The sequence below is a fragment of the Treponema sp. UBA785 genome, from assembly GCF_002297065.1.
Classification (GTDB): domain Bacteria; phylum Spirochaetota; class Spirochaetia; order Treponematales; family Treponemataceae; genus Treponema_D.
In genome coordinates this window covers 1-20,729 of record NZ_DBJD01000048.1, presented here as the reverse complement: position 1 = coordinate 20,729, position 20,729 = coordinate 1, and the positions used below count along the sequence as shown (strand labels likewise).

17 protein-coding genes, 3 tRNA genes, 1 other RNA gene and 1 pseudogene are annotated in these 20,729 nt (G+C 39.0%); 17 read left to right on the top strand and 5 right to left on the bottom strand.

Annotated elements, in window-relative coordinates; all coding sequences use genetic code 11:
* Window positions 1-45 precede the first annotated feature (45 nt).
* Window positions 46-141: signal recognition particle sRNA small type (gene ffs, locus B2X33_RS03790), an RNA gene on the bottom strand.
* Window positions 142-330: 189 nt separating this feature from the next.
* Between ffs and B2X33_RS03785 the strand changes: the two genes are divergently transcribed.
* Window positions 331-1,317 (top strand): TRAP transporter substrate-binding protein, encoded by a 987-nt coding sequence (locus B2X33_RS03785; protein WP_296018730.1) that lies wholly within the window; start codon window positions 331-333, stop codon window positions 1,315-1,317.
* 88 nt (window positions 1,318-1,405) lie between these two features.
* Here the strand turns inward: B2X33_RS03785 and B2X33_RS03780 are convergent, their stop codons facing one another.
* Window positions 1,406-3,463: a methyl-accepting chemotaxis protein gene (locus B2X33_RS03780; RefSeq protein WP_296018724.1), complete on the bottom strand. Its 2,058-nt coding sequence runs from the start codon at window positions 3,461-3,463 to the stop codon at window positions 1,406-1,408.
* Window positions 3,464-3,682: 219 nt separating this feature from the next.
* On the opposite strand from B2X33_RS03780, the gene B2X33_RS03775 reads away from it, so the two are divergent.
* From B2X33_RS03775 to B2X33_RS03765, 3 genes are read left to right on the top strand one after another with little or no spacing between them, the layout of a single operon-like run.
* A complete protein-coding gene (locus B2X33_RS03775) occupies window positions 3,683-4,738 on the top strand; it encodes a DUF2804 family protein (protein ID WP_296018717.1) in 1,056 nt (351 codons plus the stop codon).
* Between the two features lie 2 nt (window positions 4,739-4,740).
* Window positions 4,741-6,810, top strand: coding sequence for a hypothetical protein (locus tag B2X33_RS03770; protein ID WP_296667763.1), 2,070 nt, complete (start codon window positions 4,741-4,743; stop codon window positions 6,808-6,810).
* Window positions 6,811-6,853: 43 nt separating this feature from the next.
* Window positions 6,854-7,267: an EamA family transporter gene (locus B2X33_RS03765; RefSeq protein WP_296018703.1), complete on the top strand. Its 414-nt coding sequence runs from the start codon at window positions 6,854-6,856 to the stop codon at window positions 7,265-7,267.
* A 108-nt stretch (window positions 7,268-7,375) separates the two neighbouring features.
* On the opposite strand, the gene B2X33_RS03760 is transcribed toward B2X33_RS03765, so the two are convergent.
* On the bottom strand, window positions 7,376-7,981 hold the full coding sequence (locus B2X33_RS03760) for a DUF308 domain-containing protein (RefSeq protein WP_296667761.1): 606 nt from the start codon (window positions 7,979-7,981) through the stop codon (window positions 7,376-7,378).
* A gap of 211 nt (window positions 7,982-8,192) precedes the next feature.
* Here B2X33_RS03760 and B2X33_RS03755 point away from each other — a divergent pair.
* The 6 genes from B2X33_RS03755 (at window position 8,193) to B2X33_RS03730 (ending at window position 11,164) form a co-directional block, all read left to right on the top strand.
* Window positions 8,193-8,277: transfer RNA gene (locus B2X33_RS03755), tRNA-Ser, on the top strand.
* 18 nt (window positions 8,278-8,295) lie between these two features.
* A tRNA-Ser gene (locus tag B2X33_RS03750) sits at window positions 8,296-8,380 on the top strand.
* Between the two features lie 39 nt (window positions 8,381-8,419).
* A tRNA-Arg gene (locus B2X33_RS03745) sits at window positions 8,420-8,494 on the top strand.
* Between the two features lie 150 nt (window positions 8,495-8,644).
* On the top strand, window positions 8,645-9,346 hold the full coding sequence (locus B2X33_RS03740) for a YkgJ family cysteine cluster protein (protein WP_296667759.1): 702 nt from the start codon (window positions 8,645-8,647) through the stop codon (window positions 9,344-9,346).
* 157 nt (window positions 9,347-9,503) lie between these two features.
* Window positions 9,504-9,746, top strand: coding sequence for a DUF5348 domain-containing protein (locus B2X33_RS03735; RefSeq protein WP_296018682.1), 243 nt, complete (start codon window positions 9,504-9,506; stop codon window positions 9,744-9,746).
* Window positions 9,747-9,781: 35 nt separating this feature from the next.
* Window positions 9,782-11,164, top strand: coding sequence for an MATE family efflux transporter (locus B2X33_RS03730; protein WP_296018672.1), 1,383 nt, complete (start codon window positions 9,782-9,784; stop codon window positions 11,162-11,164).
* Window position 11,165: 1 nt separating this feature from the next.
* Here the strand turns inward: B2X33_RS03730 and B2X33_RS03725 are convergent, their stop codons facing one another.
* Complete coding sequence (locus B2X33_RS03725; RefSeq protein WP_273066361.1) at window positions 11,166-11,507, bottom strand: phenylpyruvate tautomerase MIF-related protein; 342 nt, start codon at window positions 11,505-11,507, stop codon at window positions 11,166-11,168.
* 134 nt (window positions 11,508-11,641) lie between these two features.
* Here B2X33_RS03725 and udp point away from each other — a divergent pair, with 134 nt between their 5' ends.
* From udp to B2X33_RS03710, 3 genes are all read left to right on the top strand, one after another.
* The gene (gene udp, locus B2X33_RS03720) at window positions 11,642-12,430 is read left to right on the top strand and encodes a uridine phosphorylase (RefSeq protein ID WP_296667757.1); all 789 of its coding nucleotides are present in this window, start codon (window positions 11,642-11,644) and stop codon (window positions 12,428-12,430) included.
* Entirely contained in the window at window positions 12,431-13,222 is a 792-nt protein-coding gene (locus B2X33_RS03715; protein WP_296667755.1) for a tRNA1(Val) (adenine(37)-N6)-methyltransferase, read from the top strand.
* 154 nt (window positions 13,223-13,376) lie between these two features.
* Window positions 13,377-15,098 carry a GGDEF domain-containing phosphodiesterase gene (locus tag B2X33_RS03710; protein WP_296667753.1) on the top strand — a complete coding sequence of 574 codons (1,722 nt, stop codon included), beginning with the start codon at window positions 13,377-13,379 and terminating at the stop codon, window positions 15,096-15,098.
* A gap of 69 nt (window positions 15,099-15,167) precedes the next feature.
* Here the strand turns inward: B2X33_RS03710 and B2X33_RS03705 are convergent, their stop codons facing one another.
* Window positions 15,168-16,397: a dicarboxylate/amino acid:cation symporter gene (locus B2X33_RS03705; protein WP_296667751.1), complete on the bottom strand. Its 1,230-nt coding sequence runs from the start codon at window positions 16,395-16,397 to the stop codon at window positions 15,168-15,170.
* Window positions 16,398-16,467: 70 nt separating this feature from the next.
* Between B2X33_RS03705 and B2X33_RS03700 the strand changes: the two genes are divergently transcribed.
* From B2X33_RS03700 to B2X33_RS03685, 4 genes and pseudogenes are all read left to right on the top strand, one after another.
* Window positions 16,468-17,223, top strand: coding sequence for a hypothetical protein (locus B2X33_RS03700; protein WP_296667749.1), 756 nt, complete (start codon window positions 16,468-16,470; stop codon window positions 17,221-17,223).
* A 43-nt stretch (window positions 17,224-17,266) separates the two neighbouring features.
* Window positions 17,267-17,929, top strand: a complete 663-nt coding sequence (locus B2X33_RS03695) for an MgtC/SapB family protein (protein ID WP_296667748.1) — start codon at window positions 17,267-17,269, stop codon at window positions 17,927-17,929.
* 66 nt (window positions 17,930-17,995) lie between these two features.
* Window positions 17,996-19,813, top strand: coding sequence for a DNA repair helicase XPB (locus tag B2X33_RS03690; RefSeq protein WP_296667746.1), 1,818 nt, complete (start codon window positions 17,996-17,998; stop codon window positions 19,811-19,813).
* A 77-nt stretch (window positions 19,814-19,890) separates the two neighbouring features.
* Window positions 19,891-20,729: pseudogene (locus tag B2X33_RS03685) on the top strand (hypothetical protein); the annotation flags it as partial.

The window sequence follows — 20,729 nt, the reverse complement described above, 5'->3', positions numbered from 1 at the left end:
CTTTTTGTAAAAAAACAGTTTTTTGCTCCGTTTTTTTTGCATAAAAAAAGCCAGGGTGTCTATACACAAGACTGCAAAAAGTGTGCTGCTGGGTTCCCCCTCTGACACGGTGCTTAAAGCAGACTTTGCTAGATCCTGGCAATACAGAGAATCTATCATATCGGAATATAAAAATCAATACACAGTCTGTTTTATGTTTTATTCAATCTTGTATAGCAAAAGTTTTATGTCAAAAATTTGCTCTTAACGTTCGTATTTTTTTGTTTTTTTGTATATTTTCTTAAAATAGTGATATAATTTAATAATCTTAAAAGTATTAGGAGTACACGTATGAAGAAAACAATTCTTGCAGCTCTCATGGCTGGCTCGTTTATTGCAAGTGCTTTTTCTGCAACTGTAATAAAGCTAGGCTACTCGACAGGTTCATCTGATCCTCGCGCTGTAGCTTCAAAGTTGTTTAAGGAAGAAGTTGAAAAAAATTCAAAAGGGAGCATTACTGTTGAGCTTTATGACAGTTCAAAACTTGCATCAATTGGAATGAAAGCTTCGGACACAAACCTTATTGAAAGCATTATCAATAAGGGCCCTGTTGATATGACAGTATCAAGCGCTGGAAATTTTGGTATTTATGCTACAAACGTAGGCGTTTCGGCTTTGCCGTTTCTTTTTACAGATTTTGACAAGGCATGGAAATTCATGGACAGCGATATTGTAAAAGGCGTTAATAAAGAGCTCGAATCGTCTAACATTGTAGTTCTTGCTCATTATGACAATGGTTTCCGCTGTGTTACTACAACAAACCGCCCGGTAACAAAAGTTGCAGACATGAAAGGTCTTAAAATCAGAACCCCTGCAAACCAGATTGTAATGGAGACAATGACAGCTTTGGGCGCCCGTCCAGAACCTCTTGATTTTGGAAAATTGCCGGCCGCATTAAAAGCAGGACAGTTTGACTCTCAGGAAAATCCTATTCCTGTAATTTACAACAACAAGCTTTATCAGGTTCAGAAATATCTTGCAATTACAAACCATAGTTACGATGCAATGCCGCTCGTAATCAAAAAAGATGTTTGGAATAAACTTTCTGCTGCTGAAAAGAAAGTTGTTCAGGATGCGGCAATCAAAGCACAAAACCTTAACAGAAATCTTGTAAAAGAGCAGACAAACAGCCTTGTTGCAAGCCTTAAAAAAGAAGGAATGGTTGTAACAAGTCCAGATCTTGGAGAATTCAAAAAGGCTACACAGAGCGTATTTGAAATCTTCTCTGAAATTTACGGAAAAGACCTTATGGACAAGGTTATTGCATTTACGAAATAATAAATTGTAAAACTCGAAAATAAGGGTAAATAAAAAAAGAGCGGGCGTTGTTTTCAACGCCCGCTCTTTTTTGCTGTTTATGATCTGCTTAAACCTTGAACTGTCCGAGCTGCCTGCTCATAGTGCCAATGTTGTCTTTTGTGCTTTCTGCAAGTGTAGAAACGTTTTGCGTAGCTTCGCCAATTTGCTGCATTCCAAGTGTCATTTCGTCCATGCTGCCGAGAATTGTCGCTGAGATTTGAGAAACATTGTTCATATCTCTTGAAACGTTTGCAATTCCTCCCTTCATATCGTCTGCTTTTTTATTTACTTCACCAGACTGATCTCTCATTCTTGCTAAAAATTCGAATATCTGTTTTGAAGCAGTCTGCTGTTCTCCCATTGCACCGTCAATTTCTTGAATTATCGAATCTGTTGAATTCAGTTTTGAAACAATTGCTTCAAAAGCTGTGCTGGATTCGTGGGAAAGTTCAACAACTTCCTGGATTGAAGTGGAAATTTCCTTTAATTCGGAAGAAATTGTCTTTGTTTGTGCGCTTGAAGTTTCTGCCAGTTTTCTGATTTCTTCTGCGACAACGCTAAAGCCTTTTCCTGCTTCTCCTGCGTGCGCAGCTTCAATTGCGGCGTTCATTGCAAGCAAGTTTGTTTCTGAGGCAATTTGAGAGATAATTCTGTTTGCCTGGATCAAAGTTTTTGACTGTTCTGCAATCTGTGTAACTTTTTTATCAACGCTTGCAAGCTTTGAGCTTCCATCGCCGACTGTCGTTGAGAGTTCTTCAAAACTGTCAGCCATTTTTCCTGCGGAAGTTGTTACTGTCGAAATGTTCCCGAGCATTTCTTCAATTGCGGCAGACGACTGTGCAATTCCCGCTGCCTGGCCTTCTATCAGTTCTGAAAGCTTGTCGACTGTTTCCGAAGAAGACTCCAAAACCGAAGATGTGTTTATAACAGAATCGGACTGATTTTTTGACTGTTTTCGTACGCTTTCAATATTTGCGAGAATTTCCGATGCGGCGGAAGCTGAACCCTGCGCGCTTTGTTCAAGACTTTCGCTTGCTTCGTTAAGCGCTTTTTGAGAAAGATTCAAATCCTGAATAATTTTTTGAAGCATTTCGACAAATTTGTTTACATCGGAAGCGAGTCCAGAGAATTCATCGTTTCCTTTAACAGGAATTCTTACTGTCAAATCGGCATCTCCAGAGGAAAGATTTCCGACTGCCTTTCTGACTTTTTCGAGAGGATTTATTATTTTTTTATAGATTGCAAATGAAAGAACTGCAAGAAGAAGCGCTGAGAATAAAACAATTGCTCCGATTAACGAGCGGAAAATTGAACTTGAAAGACTTTTTGCAATGTCCAAAGTTTTTCCGATAAAAAGTGTTGTTAAAAAGTTTCCATCATCGTCATAAAACGGAAAGTAATAAGAAACGTAGTGATGACCTTTAAAAACTGACTGCAAAATAACTGGTTTTCCGTTTTTTACAGATTCAAATAGCTCGTCGTCATCGAGAGTTGTTCCTGTCATATCGTTTAGCGAAGTTACGTAGCGAGTGTTTCCGTCAAAAATTGTAAAATCGCAGTCGCTGTATGAAGCTGCCTCTTTAACGACATCTTCGGTCGAAACTGGAGTCCTTATTTCAACAGCGCCAAAAATAGTATTTTCTGATTTTAGAGGAAGAATAACTGTTGCATAAATGTCTGCCCCGTCCTTTTCGAATTTTGCAACTTCTTTTCCAGTTAAAACTTCGCGGATAACGGCTGTTTTTGGTACGACACCATATTTTGGACTTGAAACCTGCATTCCAAAGCTGTTAAAAAATACAATATTTTTTGCGCCGTAATATTCTCTTGCGCCAATGGCAAAACTGTTCATGATTGTTCTGTCAAAGCCGTATTCTGGATATATTGTTGCGTATGCAAGCTGAATGTTTGCGGCTGTTGATTGCGCCTGCTCCAAAGTGTTGTTCATTTCTTTGGTAAGGATTTTTGATTGATCTTTGATTTCGCTGGCAAAATAAGAAACAATTCCGCTTGAAAGCCTGTTGTTTACGACAAAGACTACGATGGTTGCGTAAAGAACAACCCCGATTGCAAGTAGAATTGTGATAAATTTTGCAATAGATTTTTGTTTTGTAGCATTTTTCATAATAGAAAACCTCATTCGATCATTATAACTTGACTAGGCTTTATTCGCAAAGTCAAACAGAGTTCTTTTTTTTATATTTGGTAAATAATATTGAAATTTATCGGTTTGCAATATTTAATTATTGATTTTTATTTTTTTGTAAAAAAATCTGTTTTTTTATGCTTCTATTTGCATTTATTCAATGTGCTGATATATAATTGTAGAATGTATTTTAGGCAAATGCTTGAACCGCCTCCCGCGCTTGTAAAAAACGGACACGCGCTTTTCGGAACTTTTGCGGGGCATGTTTCTCAGCTTGACATTCGTGGATTGCACTCGCCGTTCGGCGGAGTTCCTCTTCCTGTACTCATTTCAAATTTTCGTATAAAAAGTTCCATTCTTTTTAATTTTAATGCCGGACCTTACCAGGGATTAATCAGTTTTTTTGACAATAAAATGTTTGGGCTTGTAGAAATTGATTTATGGAATAAAGAAAACGGCCGCAAATATGTTTACAGAAATTTGATGGGACCAAGACATCGTTTTATTCCTCATAATCTTGAACAGGGATTTTGTGCAAGTTTTAATTCACGGCGTTATGTGCGAATCAGCTGGGATCACAAGCGTGATAGAATTTCGATAATTTTTAATCTAAAGGGAACTTCTGTAAGTCCTTCTGTCCAGGCGGCTTTAACTGGGCATTTTTCTGACCCTGCTTCTAACGAAGTTACGCAGTGCGTTCCTCTAAAATCAAGGCGGCGTTGCTGTGCAACTTATGTAACTTCTCAAAAATTGCGTGGAACACTTACGATCGGCAAAACAAAAAAATCTGCCGGACAGGTTATAGATGTGGAGAATGAAACATCTGTTTTTTCGATAAAACGTGCGTATTATGGTTACAGAACTCAGGAACAAAAAATTTTTGCTTCCGGAGATTTTAAAGGAAGAAGCATTTCTTTTGTGCTTAATAATTCTCTGGATTCTGTTTCTCTTCAAGAAGCTGTAAATCAGAATATTTTGATGGTCGATGGAAACTGCACGGCTCTTCCGCCTGTAAAGATGACGCAGCCTTTTGGCGTAAACAAAAAGTGGATAATTCAAGATACAGAAAACATGGTGGACTTGACTTTTGTTCCTGTTTCTAAAATTTACCGGGAACTGAGTCTTTTTGCTTTTAAAATCGTGGTATTAAACCTTTATGGAAAATTTGAAGGTGTTTTTAAGACAAAAGACGGAGAAGATATAACTGTAAGCGGTTTTGGCGGCGTTGCCAGAGAGCAGTTGTTGAGGGTTTGAAAATGAGCGATGAGTTTGGTCAAAAAAAAGTCGAACAGTCTTGGGAACCTGGGACTCTCGATGCAACAAGAAGAGCGATAGGTCCGATCGACAAGGAAGAAGCTATCAGAATGACAAAGCTTCTTGGCGGCGAAATTTTGCAGGAAAAATCGGCGCCGATTGATTATTCAGCATTCCCTCAAAAAGAAAGGCATTACTCGCACAGGGCAAATGGCCGTTCGGCGGCGGATGTTGCTTCTTTGTCGGAAAATGCAGCCCAGACAAAAAATTCAAATTCATCTTCAGAACAAAAAAAAGGCGACAAATACGGTTATGTTCCAAAAACGGCCCGAAAAAGAGAAGAAAACGGACTGCCAGAAATTTCTTCAAAAGAACGCAGTTTAATGGACAAACTGATGATGAGCGAAGATTACAAAATCAAGCCGAATTTTGGAATTTTTAATTTTGTCCGCTATCTTAAAAAAAATGGAACTGAGCTTTTGCGTCCAAGCTACATTTCTTACGACTTGCAGAATCATCTTGAACACTACCAAAGTTTTTTAACGACAGTAAAATCTTTAATTCAAATAAGCCCGGAAACTTATAAATCAAAAATTGTCAGCAGCCAGGAGACAAAATTCAAGTTTTTGAGGACTGTCGGCGGCTGGACAATGAAAAATTTAAAGATTTTGATACTCGACGTTCAAGAGCATCCGGAAGAAGTTACAGTTGCAATGATGCAGCCGATTGTAAAGACTGTTTATAAGGATTTGCTTAAAATTTATTACATTGGCGAAAACACAATTCCGCGCTTTTTTAAGGAAATTTACAGCGATTTAATGAAATATCCAAATTCGGATCAAAAAAAGCTGATTATGCTTTCTAAGCAGGGAATTACCGACTGGCTTTATGTTTACACTCAGATTATAAAAGGAATGTATCCGCTTTTAATGCGGATGTGCAGTCCGAAATTTGAATATTTTCCGGCTTTTTTTACAGAAGAAACTGCAAATATTCTTTCTTTTCTCGGAATTTCTAAATTCGACATAATTCTTCCAGAAAAAAAAGAAGATGCAAAAGCGGCTCAGCAGAAGGCGGAGCAGGAACGCAGGCAAAAGGAAGAAGAACGCAAAAAAAACAATCCGGAACTTCAGCGCGGAAAGCATACAGAAATCGTGGACGCCGGAATAAAGCTTCTTGAAAGGCTTTTTCCAGATGCCGGCTTTTCGAGGCTTGATTCTATGCCGGACTTGTATCCGTATTTTCAGCCGATTTATGAATTCCGCGACGGTTATAATCTTTTGAATCCGCAAAACCCAATGCAGGTTGTTGTTACGCTTTTGAGAATTATCGAAGATTTGTTTCAAGGATGCCGAAATATTGTTTTTACGGAAGAAGATGATGGAACTCAATTCAAGTCAAAAAAAAAGACGGACAAGCTTTCAGTTGCCCTCAATGAATGGACAGTTTACCGCGAAGAGCTTTTTGAAAAAAAATACTGCGAGCAGCTTTGCGATTTTGTAAACCAGCAGTATTCTCAGGGCGATTTTAAAAATTCACTTTTTGGAAAAAAACTTTTAACTTCGATTTTGTGGCAGACAAAATATAATTTTTTGCCGCATTTTGAATTTGAACAGCTTTTGCTTGAAAAGCCTGCAAATGACGACAAATATATTCCGCTTTGTCTGCGCACTGATTTTCTGCGCCAGAATTTGACTTCACTTTCTAAAGAAATTGACAAACAGTCAGGAACGAAAGGGCTCGTTTTAGGAATTTCAAATCCTTGGGAAAAATACGAATTCGATATTCCAAACCCAGTTTCAAAAAGGCTTGATGTGCTTTTAGGCAGAAAATCTCAAGGCGAAAGCGCCGCGACAAATGCTAACCTGATAAAATATGCAATGTGCCTTGTGAGTGTTCTCGATTGGTGGATTAACAATGTTGAAAGTCCTGCATACTCTTGCAGTTCGGAAAACATCTACAGAATTTCTGAAAAAGACGGCGGTCCTGCTTTTAGCGTGCCTGTGCGTGATGACCAAAACAGGCTTTTTGCAGAAAGCATAAAAAATCTTCAAAAGGCAGCCAAAAACTGAGACAATTGAGCTAAAAAAATCAATTCAGTATATTATTTTTTATATGTGGATTTTATTTGCGGTTGGCTCGTCAGTTTTTGCAGCATTAACTTCGATTCTTGCAAAGGTTGGAATTGAAGGTGTAAATTCAAACCTTGCAACTGCCATAAGAACGTTTGTTGTGCTTTTGATGGCATGGGGAATGGTCTTTTTGACGCACTCTCAAAACGGCATTTTAAATATTGGAAGGCGCAGCTGGATTTTTTTGATTTTGTCTGGGCTTGCAACAGGAGCGTCTTGGCTTTGTTATTACAAGGCTTTGCAAATCGGAGAGGCATCGAAAGTTGTTCCAATCGATAAGATGAGCACGGTCTTGACTTTGATTCTCGCTTTTGTATTTTTACACGAACAGTTTACTTTAAAATCACTGCTTGGCTCGATTCTTCTTGCCGCCGGAACACTTGTAATGGTTTTGTAGATTTTTTCTTTTGTTTTATAAAGAATTGTGAACTGTAAAGATTTTTGAAAACAAAAAACAGTCCAAAGCGCCATTTTTTTTGTCAGCTCTGGACTGTTTTTTTTAGGGCTAGATATTTTTGTTGTTTTCGTTGGAATCGGTTTGTTCTGAATCGTCATGATTTTCGGTTACGACAGAATCAGGAACAACTGTAATTGGACGGTTTCTCCACTGCAAAATTGCGCTGAAAACGCCCGCAAAGATTAAGATTGCGCCGCAGATTCCCACGATTATGCCGCCTGCCGTTTTTGAAGGAATGATAAAAAGTGCGATTGCAAGAATTACAAGGACGATGGTTTCGATTAAAGACTGTTTTATCATAATGCCGTTGCGGTGAAGCTTTAAAATTCCATAAACTTCAAGTCCTGCAGAAACAAGCAGGTATCCGCCAAGCACGTAGGCCATAATTTTCCATATAACCGCCGCAGTTACAATAGGCAGAATAACAGCAACTGTTCCTACGGCAATGCTTAAAATTCCGCGTATAGTCATCATAAGGCGATAATCTGGATCTAAAACAAGGTTTCTGGTTGCAACCATTATAAAAACACCGTCAATAACAGAAGCAATTCCAAGCATAATTACTGCAAAGGCAATAAAGGTTTGCGGACTGAGCAACATTAAAAGTCCGATAACAGCAACTAAAACAGATAGTACAAATTTATTTTTATCCATATTTAAAATATAACCATACAGCCGGCTTTTAGTCTATAAAAAATCGGGTTAAACTAAAAATTGTTATTCTTATTTTGAAAAACAAGCTTTTGATTACAATTTTCTTTATTTTTGTCCAATATATCTCAACTTTTCTTAAAAAAACAAAAAAAAACACTTTTGTGTGCTTGACATAAATATTCAAAAAATATATCTTAATAGAGCATCAACTGGAGCGATGGCCGAGCGGTCGAAGGCGGCGGTCTTGAAAACCGTTATACAGCAATGTATCGGGGGTTCGAATCCCTCTCGCTCCGTTTTTTTTGATGACGCCTGGAGGTGTGGTAGAGCGGTAATACAACGGATTGCTAATCCGTCAGTTCCTTACGGGCTGGGCAGGTTCAACTCCTGTCGCCTCCGAGAAACGAACGCTTCCTTCAAAGTGTTGTTAAACTGTTTGAGATTGTAGCTCAGTTGGATTAGAGCGCCACCCTGCGGAGGTGGAGGTCGCACGTTCGAATCGTGTCAGTCTCACGAAAATTGCACCGGTCAAAAAGACCGGTTTTTTTATGCCCGTCATTGTTTTGTAATTTTTTTAATTTTTCCTTGAAAAACTCTTTTTATTTCGCTACTATTCCTGCATAAATTTATTTAATTTGGCAAAGAAGCCGTAAGAATCTTGTAATGAGCAGTTATTCTGCCTGTTACAACGTTTTTACGGCTTTTTTTATGGGTAAAAAAATGATGGTTGAAAAAATTTTAAATCAACTAAAAGGAACAAACGAAGCGGAAATTATTTTTCAGATGGAAAATGCTTATAATAAAATTTCTAATGAACAGAATAAATGGTACGAAAAATCTTGTTTTACCTGCGTAAGCGGCTGCGGTGAGTGCTGCCGGAATTTTGAGCCGGATTTGCTTGAATGTGAAGCTTTGTACATGGCGGCTTGGCTTATGGAAAATCAGCCGGAAACTGCAAATAAGATTGCAGAAGGAAAGTTTCCTTTTGAAAAAAACAAGGGCTGTCCGTTTTGGGATGAAAATGATTCATATCATTGCACAATTTACGGAGGCCGTTCCTGCATTTGCCGTCTGTTTGGCGGCTGTGGAAGCCGTTCTAAAAACGGCAAAGTTATGTTTAAACCATGCAAATTTTATCCGGCAGAAAAGTTGTCTCAGTTTAAAACTCCTCTTGCGCATAAAAATTATATGCAGGACGAAATTTTGGATATTTTTGGAACTGTTCCTCCTGTTATGAGTGATTTAATGGAAGAAGTTGAGAATTTAAATCCGCAGGTCAAACGGACAAAGCTGATTCGCGACAGTCTTCCTGAAACTGTCCGCCGTCTAAAATGGATTATTTCGATGAACGGGCAGGGGCAGTGACGTTTTTTTTGTTTCTTTGACTTTGAATTCAATTCATTTTTGTTTCTTCTCTTAATTATCCGTTTTAAGTTTGAGACAGGTTTGTTTTCTATTTCCAAAAACAGTTATTTTTAATATTCTGTAGGCAGTTGTTTAGAAAAAATATCTGGAGTTTTTTATGGAAAAAAAGGAAGGAATTCTGGTCTTTAACGAATTTGACGGAAAATTTGCAATTGCCAAGGATGAACAGAGTTTTCCTTTTACAAACATTGAATTCGGCGACAATTTTGAAGTAAAGATTGGCGATGAATGGATTCCGACAAGTTTGCAAATTTCAAACGATGAAAAAGGTAATCTGGTCTTTAAGTTTAAAGGAATAGATTACGAAGGCGACTTGACTGGTTTTGACGCCAGAATATAACATTCCGCTTTTTAGGTTTATTACATTTTTTAACTATGACACTTTTAAATTCTTCTAATTCTCTCAAAAAAAATCATCTTAAGGGCTTTTATAAAATTCTCTTTTCAATCGCAATTCCTATTATTTTGCAGAACCTTTTGCAGACTTTCGTCAATATGATGGATACTGTAATGGTCGGACGGCTTGGTTCTGTCGAAATTGCCGCTGTTGGACTTGGAAACCAAATTTTCTTTATTTTGAATATGGTTGTTTTTGGCGTTTCTTCCGGCTGTTCAATCTTTATTTCGCAGTTTTGGGGACAGGAAGATTTTAAAGGAATCCGCAAGACTTTTGGAATTATGCTGATTGTCTGCGTTTTTGTTTCGCTGGCTTTTACTGTTGCTGGAATTTTTAAGCCTGAATTTTTAATCGGACTTTATACAAAAGATTCTGTTGTTATCCAAAAAGCTTCTGAATATCTTAGAATTGTCGCTCTGAGTTATCCGCTCATGGCTGTTTCGTTTGCATGCCAAATGGCGTACCGCAGCACAGAGCATGTAATTCTTCCAATGACAACAACCGCAATTTCTTTTGTTTTGAACGTTGCCGGAAACGCAATTTTTATTTTTGGTGTTGAAAGCCTCGGAATTCCTCAGATGGGAGTTGCCGGCGCCGCTCTTGCAACTTTGATTTCCAGAACTGTTGAATTTTTTATTACGGTTTTTTACGGACGCATAAAGAAATTTGAGGCGATTGGTTCTTTTAAGGAGATGACTTCGTTCACAAAAGGTTTCCTGCTTAAACTTTTAAAAGTCGGTTTGCCTGTAATTTTTAGCGAAACTTTGTGGGGGCTTGGAATTTCAACTCAGAATTCAATTTTTGCCCATACTGGAACTGATTCTTTTGCGGCGTTCAGCATTACAAACACGATTAGCCAGTTAACCTGGGTTGTTTTTATTGGAATGGGAAATGCCGCGGCAATTATTCTTGGTAAAAAAATTGGCGCTGGCGAAAAAGAAAGCGTGCTTGCCTTTACGCACAGATTTTGCTGGTTTTTCCCGATTTTGGGCTTTGCAATCGGACTTTTTTTAATTCCGCTGAGTTATTTAATTCCTTTTATTTTTAACGTCGATGCGCATATTGTAAAAATTGCACAGTCCATGCTTTTTGCCCTCGTATTTTTGTATCCGTGGCGGGCGTTTAATATGCTTTTGATTGTCGGAATCTGCCGTTCGGGCGGAGATACGATTTTTGGAACTTTGATTGATAATGGCTGGATGTGGGCTTTTGCAATTCCTCTCGGTTACATTGCTTCGTTTAAACTTGGACTGCAGCCTTACCAGATTTTGCTTTGTCTGGAAACCGAACAGATTTTAAAAACTGTCTGCGGAATCTGGAGAATAAAATCCGGTAAGTGGCTGCATAAAATTACTGGCTAGTTTAGAAATTTCCGCCGTTCCATCCCCAGTTTTTGTAGCCGCTGTAGGTGATGTAGATTTTGTCGCCGGGAATTCCGAGCTCTTTTTCAAAAATTTCGCAAATTTTGCCGCTCATTTTTGAACTTGACTGAGAGTCTACATCGCCCAAAACTTCGACAGAAATAAATGCGCCTTTTTCGAGTTTTTTTCCGCCAAAATAAAGGTCATAATTGTCTTCAAAACCGAGCATAAGGTAGCTTTCTGGTTTTCCGAGAATTGCAACGGCTTTTCCGAGCTCTGCTTTTAAAATGTCGCGTTTTTCTTGCGGAAGAGAAACTGTCACTTTTGAATTTATCATTGGCATAAAATGCACCTCCAATTTTTTTGTTAGTACGCACATTGTATTTTAATTTTTGGCGAAAAATCAACTGAATATGTTATAATGTGAATGTTTATGCGGATTTTGCATGGCGATATTTATTTTTGAGAGGAAATTTTATGGTTGATTATGCTGAAGGTTCTGGAAAACAGTACCATACAGGCGTCGGACCTGAAGATATTGGAAAATATGTAATTTTGCCGGGCGACCCTAAGCGATGCGCAAAAATTGCCGCTCATTTTGACAATCCTCATCTTGTTGCAGATGTGCGTGAATTTACGACTTATACAGGAACACTTGAAGGTGTAAAGGTAAGTGTTACTTCGACGGGAATTGGGGGGCCTTCTGCCGCAATTGCAATTGAAGAGCTTTCAAAATGTGGAGCGTATACTTTTTTAAGAACAGGCACTTGCGGCGGAATGCAGGAAAATGTCTTGAGCGGCGATATTGTGATTGCAACTGGAGCAGTAAGAATGGAAGGCACAAGCCGCGAATTTGCTCCGATTGAGTACCCGGCAGTTCCGGACATTGAATGTGTAAATGCGCTGATTAAGGCTGCAAAGGACAAAAAAATTTCTTATCATGCAGGTGTTGTTCAGTGCAAGGATTCGTTTTTTGGACAGCATGAGCCGGAAGTTATGCCTGTAAGCTATGAACTTGAAAACAAATGGCAAGCCTGGCTTAGAATGGGCTGTCTTGCAAGCGAAATGGAAAGCGCCGCTCTCTTTATTGCAGGAAGTTTTTTGCATGTAAGAGTTGGCTCGTGCTTTCTTGTTGTAGCAAACCAGGAAAGGGCAAAAAAAGGTTTGCCAAATCCGCAGGTTCACGATACTGAGCTTTCTGTAAGCGTTGCTGTTGAAGGTTTACGGAATCTTATAAAGGAAGATTTGAAAAAAAACGGAAAATAAATGGCAGAGCGGCTGGATAAACTTCATTTGGACGGATATTCAATTTTTCAAAATAAAAAAAAGTTCTGTTATGGAATTGATGCTGTTCTTTTGGCGGATTTTGCCTTAAAAAATACAAAAAACAGAATTAAAAGTTTTGAGGCGGACAAGAATTTTTTGTTTATTGACCTTGGAACTGGAAACGGAATAATTCCAATTCTTCTTGCTGCAAAAACCGGACCGCATGTAAAAATTCAGGGAATTGAAATTCAGGCGGAAATTGCAGAAATGGCTCGCCGTTCTGTAAAAATAAATTCTCTTGAAGAGCGGATTGAAATTTCGGAAGATGATATAAAGAAAATTCCTCAAAATTTAAAAGGCGGTTTTGCGCAGGCTGTCGTTTCTAATCCGCCGTATATGGTTGTTTCTCAGGGGCGTCAGAGCGGCAATTTTGCAAAAATGGCTGCCCGCCAGGAAATTTTGTGCTGTCTTGAAGATGTTGTTCGTGCCGCAGAATTTTTGCTTGAAGGCGGCGGAAGTTTTTTTATGATTCATCGCGCTAAAAGACTGAAAGACGTTTTTTTTGCGCTTGAAAAATTCGGCTTTAAAAATATTTTTTGGCAGAACGTAAAATCTTTTAAGGAAAAAGACGCGGCAATGGTTTTGGTTATGGCAAAAAAAAGTCTGGCGAAAAAAAACAAAACTGAAATTTCTGATGATGATGAAAAAGTTCAGCTTGAAGATTTGATAATTTACGACGAAGACGGAAATTATACCCAAAAAATTTTAGAAATTTATGGCCGAAAACCTTAAAAACGCAATTAAAAATTGAAATTTATTGATTTTGGAGTTTTCCGTAAAAACTTTATAAAATTCTGTCAAAAAAAATACTAAAAAATAAACGCAAAATTAGCGAAAAAAAACAAATTATGATTTATAATAAATCTGTTATTTTTGGAGTCTTATTTTGGTTAAGAATTTTAAAGACATTTCATTCAGTTCTTTTGAAGCTCTTGTTGATATTTTGAGCGATTGCACGGATTCGTTTTTGTTTTTGCTTGATGTAAAAAATAATTCTGTTTTTATTTCTGAACAGGCCGGCGCAATCTTTGAGCTTCCCGGCAAAAAATTTCATCATGCGACCGATGTTTTGCTGAGGCTTGTCGCAGAAGAAGATCAAAGCCTTTTTTCTAAGGAACTGGATGATGTAATTTCCAGAAAAAAAGACAATTTTAATTTAAATTATCGCGCTTTAACAAAAAGCCATAATTCAACTTGGGTAAATTTGCGCGGAAAAATAGTTTGCTTTGGTGAAGAAAAAAAATCAATTTTGGTCGGAAGAATTGAAATTATCGACGATATTATTCAGCTTGACGATATTTCTAAACTTCCTACAGAAGTTCAGCTCAGAAAGGATTTTGACAAAGTCTACAAACAGGAAGAAAAGCTCAGCGGATTTATTATGAAAATCGATGTCGATAAAATGGGTGAGATAAATGAACGGCATGGAACTCGTGTCGGAGATTTTATTCTTTCTATGATTTCTGATTCTATTAAACGTAGCATAAAAAACTTTGGAGTTGCATACAAAATAAACAGCGATGAATTTATCTGCATGAACCTGAAAGGAGCTACTGCCGTTGATGCGGGCTTGTTCTATCAAGATTTAAAACGTTCCCTTGTAGAAGCTGAGCAGCGGATTGATTATGAAGAAGTTTTTACGGTTTCTGCTGGCGCAGTTGCGTTTTTTAAGGACAGTGTGCAGATTGACGATTTATTAAAAAAAGCGAATTTTACGGTTTCTGTGGCAAAAGAAAAGGGCGGAAACAACCTTGCCATGTTCAATGCTACAGATTATCTAAAACATCAGCGCAACTTAAAGCTTCAGGAAAAACTGCGTTTTGCAATTAAAAACAATTACGAAGGGTTTCAGATTTTTTATCAGCCTGTTGTGGACGCAAAGAACATTTATCTGGACAAAGACAAAACAATTACAAATGTGATTGGGGCTGAAGGGCTGATGCGCTATTCTTGTCCAGAATTCGGTGTTGTTTCTCCAGAAGAATTTATTCCGATTCTTGAAAAAACGGGGCTTATAATTCCTGTGAGCCGCTGGCTTTTTAAAACGGGATTTAAGCAGTGCTGCGAATGGAATAAAGTTCAAAAAGATTTTCATTTGAGCTTAAACCTTTCATATATTCAGGTAAAAAAAAGCGATGTTTTGACAGATGTTCAAATGGCTTTGCTGGATTCTGGCGTAAAACCGGAAAATATTACGCTTGAACTGACAGAAAGCGGTTACATGGACGATATTCATGGACTGGAAAATTTGGTTCACAGGTTCAATAAACTTGGATTAAGAGTTGACATCGATGATTTTGGAACTGGTTATTCAAATTTGCGCTATTTGCAGTATCTTAACGCTTATACCTTGAAACTTGACTATTCATTTGTACACAAGGCGACAGGAGGAGATCAGGGCGACAGCTACGTTATAAAGCACATTACGCAGATGGCGCATGAATTGAACCTGAAAGTTTGTATGGAAGGAATTGAAGTTGCCGAAGATATTGATAAATTGAAAGTTTACAATCCTGATAAGTTCCAGGGATTTTATTTTGGACGGCCTTGTACGGCTAATCAGTTCCGGGAAAAATATATTCGCTCGGATATTCGTTTTGACAGATAATAAAAAAAACTTGCGGAAAATGAAGTTTTGTGGGGAAAGACTTCATTTTCCGCAAAAATCGCATATTTTTTAGATAAAGTGCTTTAATTCTACGTGTTCAAACTGTCTTGTTTTTACAGCCACGACATAGCTTCCGAAAATCGCAGAAACTGCATCGAATGCTGCGGCAAAGCTGCAAAAAACAGGAGCGGCTGGACGCAAAAGAAGATAGGCAGATTCAAAACCACGGCTGTATATCGTGCAGAGAATTGTAAGCGCTACAAAAGTTCCTCCTGTTGGAAGAGAAGAAAGTGCAAAACTTATTGCAAGCGATGCGCCAAAAATCCACAGAATATCAAAAAAGGCGAATCCCAAACTTGAATATGAACGCAAAATCATAACAAAACAGATTGTTGTGACTAAAGACGAGCCTCCGCGCGCAAAAATTGAAAACAGCGGAATTGTAACGTCAGAAGACGGCTGGTGAACTCCCAGGCTTTCGCGGGCATGGCGAAGATTTACCTGAAGAGAAAGGTTTGAGTCGCCGGAAAAAAATGCTGTGATTATTGGAGTAATGCAGGCGTAAATTACGTGATACGGATGCTGGTCGTTGCACAAAAAATAAAGAATAAGCGGATAAATCAATCCAAGCACGAGAACAAAATCAGCCAAAAGCATTATAAAAAGAGGAGTGTATGTTCCAGAAGCAAAAACCTGGCGCGCAGAAACCATCCACCAGGCAGAAATTGCAATCATGCCGACAGAAAGCCATTCGATAAAAAATGACATAATTGAATAGCAGAGTTTTGCCGCAGAATCCAAAAATGAGATTACAGGTTTTGAAGCGCTTTGATCGGTCGTACAGCCAGCTCCTGCAAATCCTGCAAAAATAAAGCAAGGCAGGAGATATGCTCCGTGCAGCAGCGCTTCAAATCCGGAATACGGAAAAAGCTGCATTGTGAGCGTTTTAAGGTCGATCGTCGGAAGAGAAGCCATTTTTTCGCCAGTAATAGGAATTCTAGGAAGTTTTACAATTAAAATAGAAAGAAGACCGAGAAGCGCAAGAATCAGCGTTGTTCCAAAAACTGCAATTATTGTCCAAAGCGCTGTTTTTCCGAGAAGCTTTGTGCTCCTTAATTTAAAGACAGCAGTTGAAACTCCAAAAAAAAGCAGAGGAAGAAGTGTGTATCTTCCAAATCTGACAGAAAATTCACTCAGAGAAGCAACAACAGACGCTATTGCGGGGCTGTTTGTCGGAAGAATAAAAGCAGCTCCAAGTCCAAGAGCTATTGCAATCAAGTATTTTATCCAAAGTTTCATAATGAATAAAATTATATTAAAAAAATCCGCCCTTTGCCATATATAACCGGTAATGATATAATTTCTATCTATGGACAAGACAATTCTTATTGCTGGAAAAGAAGTTCCGGCCGGAAAAGATTTAGCTTCTTCTGCTGTTTTGCATGAAAGAACTGTTTTTATTACTGCCGAAAGCGATGCGGCGGATACTGGTTTGGCAGACGGTTCAAATCCTGTCGCATGGAATAAAGGTTCTGCGCTTTCTTCGCGTTCTCTTTTAATTTCTGCATCGAACAAAAACGGTCATCTTGACGAAGCGGTCTTGATTTTTGATGAAGAATATTTTGCTCCAAAATTTGGAGTTCCCGGTCCTGCCGAAAGCACACGTGCCTGCGACGAATTGGTTTTGGGCTATCAATATTTGGCTGCGGAACTTTTATTGCGCTTTAATCAGCGAAAAATTGCCGGCTTAGAAAAAAATCCCGGAAAAATTGTTTTTGTCTATAAGCCAAACGTGAATGAAGCGGATGCCGTAAAAAATCCAAATCTCCGTCTTGAAAACCGGATTCTTTCTAAAACTCTTGTTGCTTCGGCTTCGGCGGCATTTAGAGCGTTTGCTGAAAATTTTGCGGCTTCAGTTTGCGAATCGGACGACGTTATTCCAATTTTGGTTGAATGTGATTCTTCTAACGAGCTTTCAAAAAACGACAGTTCTTTTATGGCCTGGCTTTGCGAATATCTTTCTAAAATTGACGGCTTAAAAAAGGAACTTTCTGCAAAACAGAAAGTGAGCTGGATAAAGGCAGGAGCAAAAGTTCCCGGGGGATTTGGAATTTTTAAAAAATAGGGAAGTTCAAAAAAAATAACTGCCTGAGTTGCTTGGATTTTTTATGAGTGATTTTTTTATTTCTTGTGTGTTTAAAATTATTTTGTCGTTTATTGCAGGCTTTATTTTTGGCCTGGAACGAAAATTTCGCCAGCAGGTTGTTGGAATGCGCACTTTAATTTTAATCTGCTGTTCTTCGTCTATGCTTTCGATTTTGTCTGAATGGATTTCAATTCAAAGTGGAGCGGCGGACACTGCGCGTATTGCTGCCGGTGTAATCAGCGGAATTGGTTTTTTAGGCGCCGGCGTAATTATGAAAACCGGACTCAACGTAAAAGGTTTGACTTCGGCGGCTGTTATTTGGGCGGACTCGACAATCGGGCTTTGTATTGGAGAAGGTCTTTATATTCCTTCGTTTTTTCTTTTGGCTGTTTTTATTCTGTCGCTGGTCTTGCTCGAAAAGATTGAAAAAAGATGGTTTCCGGCAGGACGCTCAAAATCGCTTCATCTTACTTTTAATGTCGGAAAAATGGACATGGCGCATTTGCGGAAAGTTGTTGTTGAAACAGGTTTTGTGATTAACGATGTGAATATTACACAGCTGCTCGAAACAGAGCAGACAATTGTCCATTATTCTGTGAGCGCTCCAAAAATCAACGACTATTCAAAATTTATTGATGAATTGAATAAGGTTGCGCCTCTTTTGGAAGTTTCGATTACAGGTTGATAAATGCGAATTAAGGCAATTGCGAATGATTGAATAAACTTTTTTAATCGCCTAGAATAATCTGTTATGCAATTTGATAATCCGTTAATTGTTCAAAGTGACAGAACTCTGCTTCTTGATGTACATGCTCCGCGCGCAGCCGAATGCCGCAATGCGCTGATTCCCTTTGCCGAACTTGAACGGTCTCCCGAACATTTGCATACTTACCGTTTAACTGCGCTTTCTTTGTGGAATGCCTCCGGCGCAGGCTTTAAACCAGAACAGGCGATTGGTGTTCTTAAAGAATTTTCCCGTTACGATGTGCCGCAGTCTGTCGAGCAGTGGATTTTGGAAACTGCCGGCCGTTTTGGAAAACTTCGTCTTGTTCAAGGTCCGAAAATTGAAGTTCCTTTGACTGCGGCTAACCCTGAAGGCAAAAAAGACCCTAAACAGATTACGGAAGAATATTTGTATTTGGTGACGGAAAGTTCTCTTGTTTACCGCGAAATTGCCGCCTGCAGCGTTGGAAAAAAAATGCTGACTGAGTGTCAGTACGAAGAGCCTTCCGGAATAAGCGAAGATAAAAAAGTAAAGGTTTCCGAAAACGAAAAACACAACTGCTTTATGCTGCATTTGACCGACCGTGGAACTGTAAAACAGGACTTGCTGAGACTTGGCTGGCCTGTAAAAGACGACGTTCCTCTGGCAGAAGGCGAACCATTGGAAGTGAACCTTCGGAAAGTGACGAATTCTGGGCGCCCTTTCGAACTTCGCAATTACCAAAAAGAAGCGGCTGTGGCTCTTGTTGGCGACAAAGGTCCTGGAACCGGGTTTGGCACTATTGTTCTTCCTTGCGGGGCAGGAAAAACAGTTGTCGGCATGACGGTAATGGATTTATTAAAGACCAGCACGCTGATTATTACGACAAATATTTCTGCTGTGCACCAGTGGATTGAAGAACTTGTCGATAAAACCGACCTTCCGCGCGATATGATTGCAGAATATACTGGAGAAAACAAAGTTATAAAGCCTGTTACCGTTGCAACTTATCAAATTTTAACATGGCGGCCGGAAAAAGACGGACCTTATCCGCATTTTGCGCTTTTTAGGCAGCGCAATTGGGGGCTTATAATTTACGACGAAGTGCACATGCTTCCGGCTCCTGTTTTTCGCGTGACGGCAGAAATTCAGGCGATTCGTCGTGTAGGACTTACTGCGACTTTGGTGCGCGAAGACGGATGTGAAGGAAACGTTTTTAGCCTTGTTGGTCCAAAACGCTACGATGTTCCGTGGAAAGACCTTGAAGCTACGGGCTGGATTGCTTCTGCCGAATGTATTGAGTTGCGTCTGGATTTGAGCAGCGAAAAAGAGCTTGAATATGCAGTTTCTCCTCTAAGAAAAAAACATCGGATTGCAAGCGAAAATCCCGAAAAATATAAAATTGTTGAAAAACTCGTAAAAGAGAATCCCGAAGACAAAATTCTGATTATTGGGCAGTATCTGGAACAGCTTGGCGAAATTGCAAAAATGCTGAAAGTGCCTGTCATAACTGGAAAAACTCAAAATGAAGAGCGCGATCAGATTTATGCGAAATTCCGGTCTGGTGAAATTCGTGTTCTGGTTGTTTCAAAAGTTGCAAATTTTGCAATTGATTTGCCAGACGCAAGCATGGCAATTCAAGTGAGCGGAACTTTTGGAAGCCGTCAGGAAGAAGCGCAGCGTCTTGGCAGAATTCTGCGTCCGAAAGAGCGAAAAAGCCGTTTTTTTACGCTGATTACGCGGAATACGGTCGAGGAAGACTTTGGTTCTAATCGTCAGAAATTTCTGGCGGAACAAGGATATGCTTACCGCGTCGTGAGAGTTTCCAATTCAACAGAACTGGTGCTTTCAGATTGCTGTAATTAAAAAATGCGGTTGTTGAGCTGAACGGATTTATGCCGTCAGAAACATCAAAAAAAACATACTTTTTGAGGGGGAATAAAATGATAAAAGTTGATCCTAAGGTTCAGAGAATAATTGACTGGAGAGAAAGTTTTATTACTTTGCCGGATAATCACTTTTTTGAGCTTATTAGAATGTATTTGGGCGAAATTCATTCCCCGTTCAACAAACAAAAGCTTATTGAACAGCTCGGCGCATTTTTGAGAAAAGAAGAAAACCGCCGCACAATCATAAATTTGCTGTCCGAAAGCGATATTTTAATTCTTGCCGCTGTTTATTATATTCCAAATGCGACAACCGAAAAACTTTCCAATTTTTTTGACAAAACAATCAATTTTGCAAAACTTTATGAAAGGCTTTTGAATCTTGAAGAAAGGCTCTTGATTTACCGCCACGGCGACAAAAATACGCGCAAAACCCTGATTTCGTTAAATCCTATGCTCGAAGATGAAATTCTTCCGCTTCTCAGCAAAAAAATTCTCTTGCCATTGCCTGTTCTCGAAACTCGAAACGAAGAAGTTCCTCCATCGCTTACGCCGGAAAAGCTTGCTGCCTTTGTAAATTTTGTCTGCACAAATCCAGGACTTTGCAAGGCGGACGGAACTATAAAAAAACGCGATTGCGAAAAACTTGAAGAAATCTTCGGTTCTGGAACTGCGCCTGTTTTTCAGCATATTTTTACTGCTTTTATAAATCTTTCGCTCGTAAAAGAAGATTTGAACGGTTATGAAATCGACAGTGCAAGGCTAAAATCTTTTGCCGGGCTTGACGAAAAACTTCAGTACGCTTATTTATGCGTTGCTGGAATTGGACGCTTTAGCCGCACCTCTCTTATGAGCCAGGCAAAACTTCTTCTCGAAACCGCAAATTCTCTGCCGGC

Bases quoted from the DNA above. Each gene is read 5' to 3' on its own strand.
- B2X33_RS03705 (WP_296667751.1), bottom strand. From the start codon at position 16,397: ATGAAACTTTGGATAAAATACTTGATTGCAATAGCTCTTGGACTTGGA.
- B2X33_RS03690 (WP_296667746.1), top strand. From the start codon at position 17,996: ATGCAATTTGATAATCCGTTAATTGTTCAAAGTGACAGAACTCTGCTT.
- B2X33_RS03730 (WP_296018672.1), top strand. From the start codon at position 9,782: ATGACACTTTTAAATTCTTCTAATTCTCTCAAAAAAAATCATCTTAAG.
- B2X33_RS03765 (WP_296018703.1), top strand. From the start codon at position 6,854: ATGTGGATTTTATTTGCGGTTGGCTCGTCAGTTTTTGCAGCATTAACT.
- udp (WP_296667757.1), top strand. From the start codon at position 11,642: ATGGTTGATTATGCTGAAGGTTCTGGAAAACAGTACCATACAGGCGTC.
- B2X33_RS03775 (WP_296018717.1), top strand. From the start codon at position 3,683: ATGCTTGAACCGCCTCCCGCGCTTGTAAAAAACGGACACGCGCTTTTC.
- B2X33_RS03780 (WP_296018724.1), bottom strand. From the start codon at position 3,463: ATGAAAAATGCTACAAAACAAAAATCTATTGCAAAATTTATCACAATT.
- B2X33_RS03735 (WP_296018682.1), top strand. From the start codon at position 9,504: ATGGAAAAAAAGGAAGGAATTCTGGTCTTTAACGAATTTGACGGAAAA.
- B2X33_RS03740 (WP_296667759.1), top strand. From the start codon at position 8,645: ATGAGCAGTTATTCTGCCTGTTACAACGTTTTTACGGCTTTTTTTATG.
- B2X33_RS03695 (WP_296667748.1), top strand. From the start codon at position 17,267: ATGAGTGATTTTTTTATTTCTTGTGTGTTTAAAATTATTTTGTCGTTT.
- B2X33_RS03760 (WP_296667761.1), bottom strand. From the start codon at position 7,981: ATGGATAAAAATAAATTTGTACTATCTGTTTTAGTTGCTGTTATCGGA.
- B2X33_RS03770 (WP_296667763.1), top strand. From the start codon at position 4,741: ATGAGCGATGAGTTTGGTCAAAAAAAAGTCGAACAGTCTTGGGAACCT.
- B2X33_RS03700 (WP_296667749.1), top strand. From the start codon at position 16,468: ATGGACAAGACAATTCTTATTGCTGGAAAAGAAGTTCCGGCCGGAAAA.
- B2X33_RS03715 (WP_296667755.1), top strand. From the start codon at position 12,431: ATGGCAGAGCGGCTGGATAAACTTCATTTGGACGGATATTCAATTTTT.
- B2X33_RS03725 (WP_273066361.1), bottom strand. From the start codon at position 11,507: ATGCCAATGATAAATTCAAAAGTGACAGTTTCTCTTCCGCAAGAAAAA.
- B2X33_RS03785 (WP_296018730.1), top strand. From the start codon at position 331: ATGAAGAAAACAATTCTTGCAGCTCTCATGGCTGGCTCGTTTATTGCA.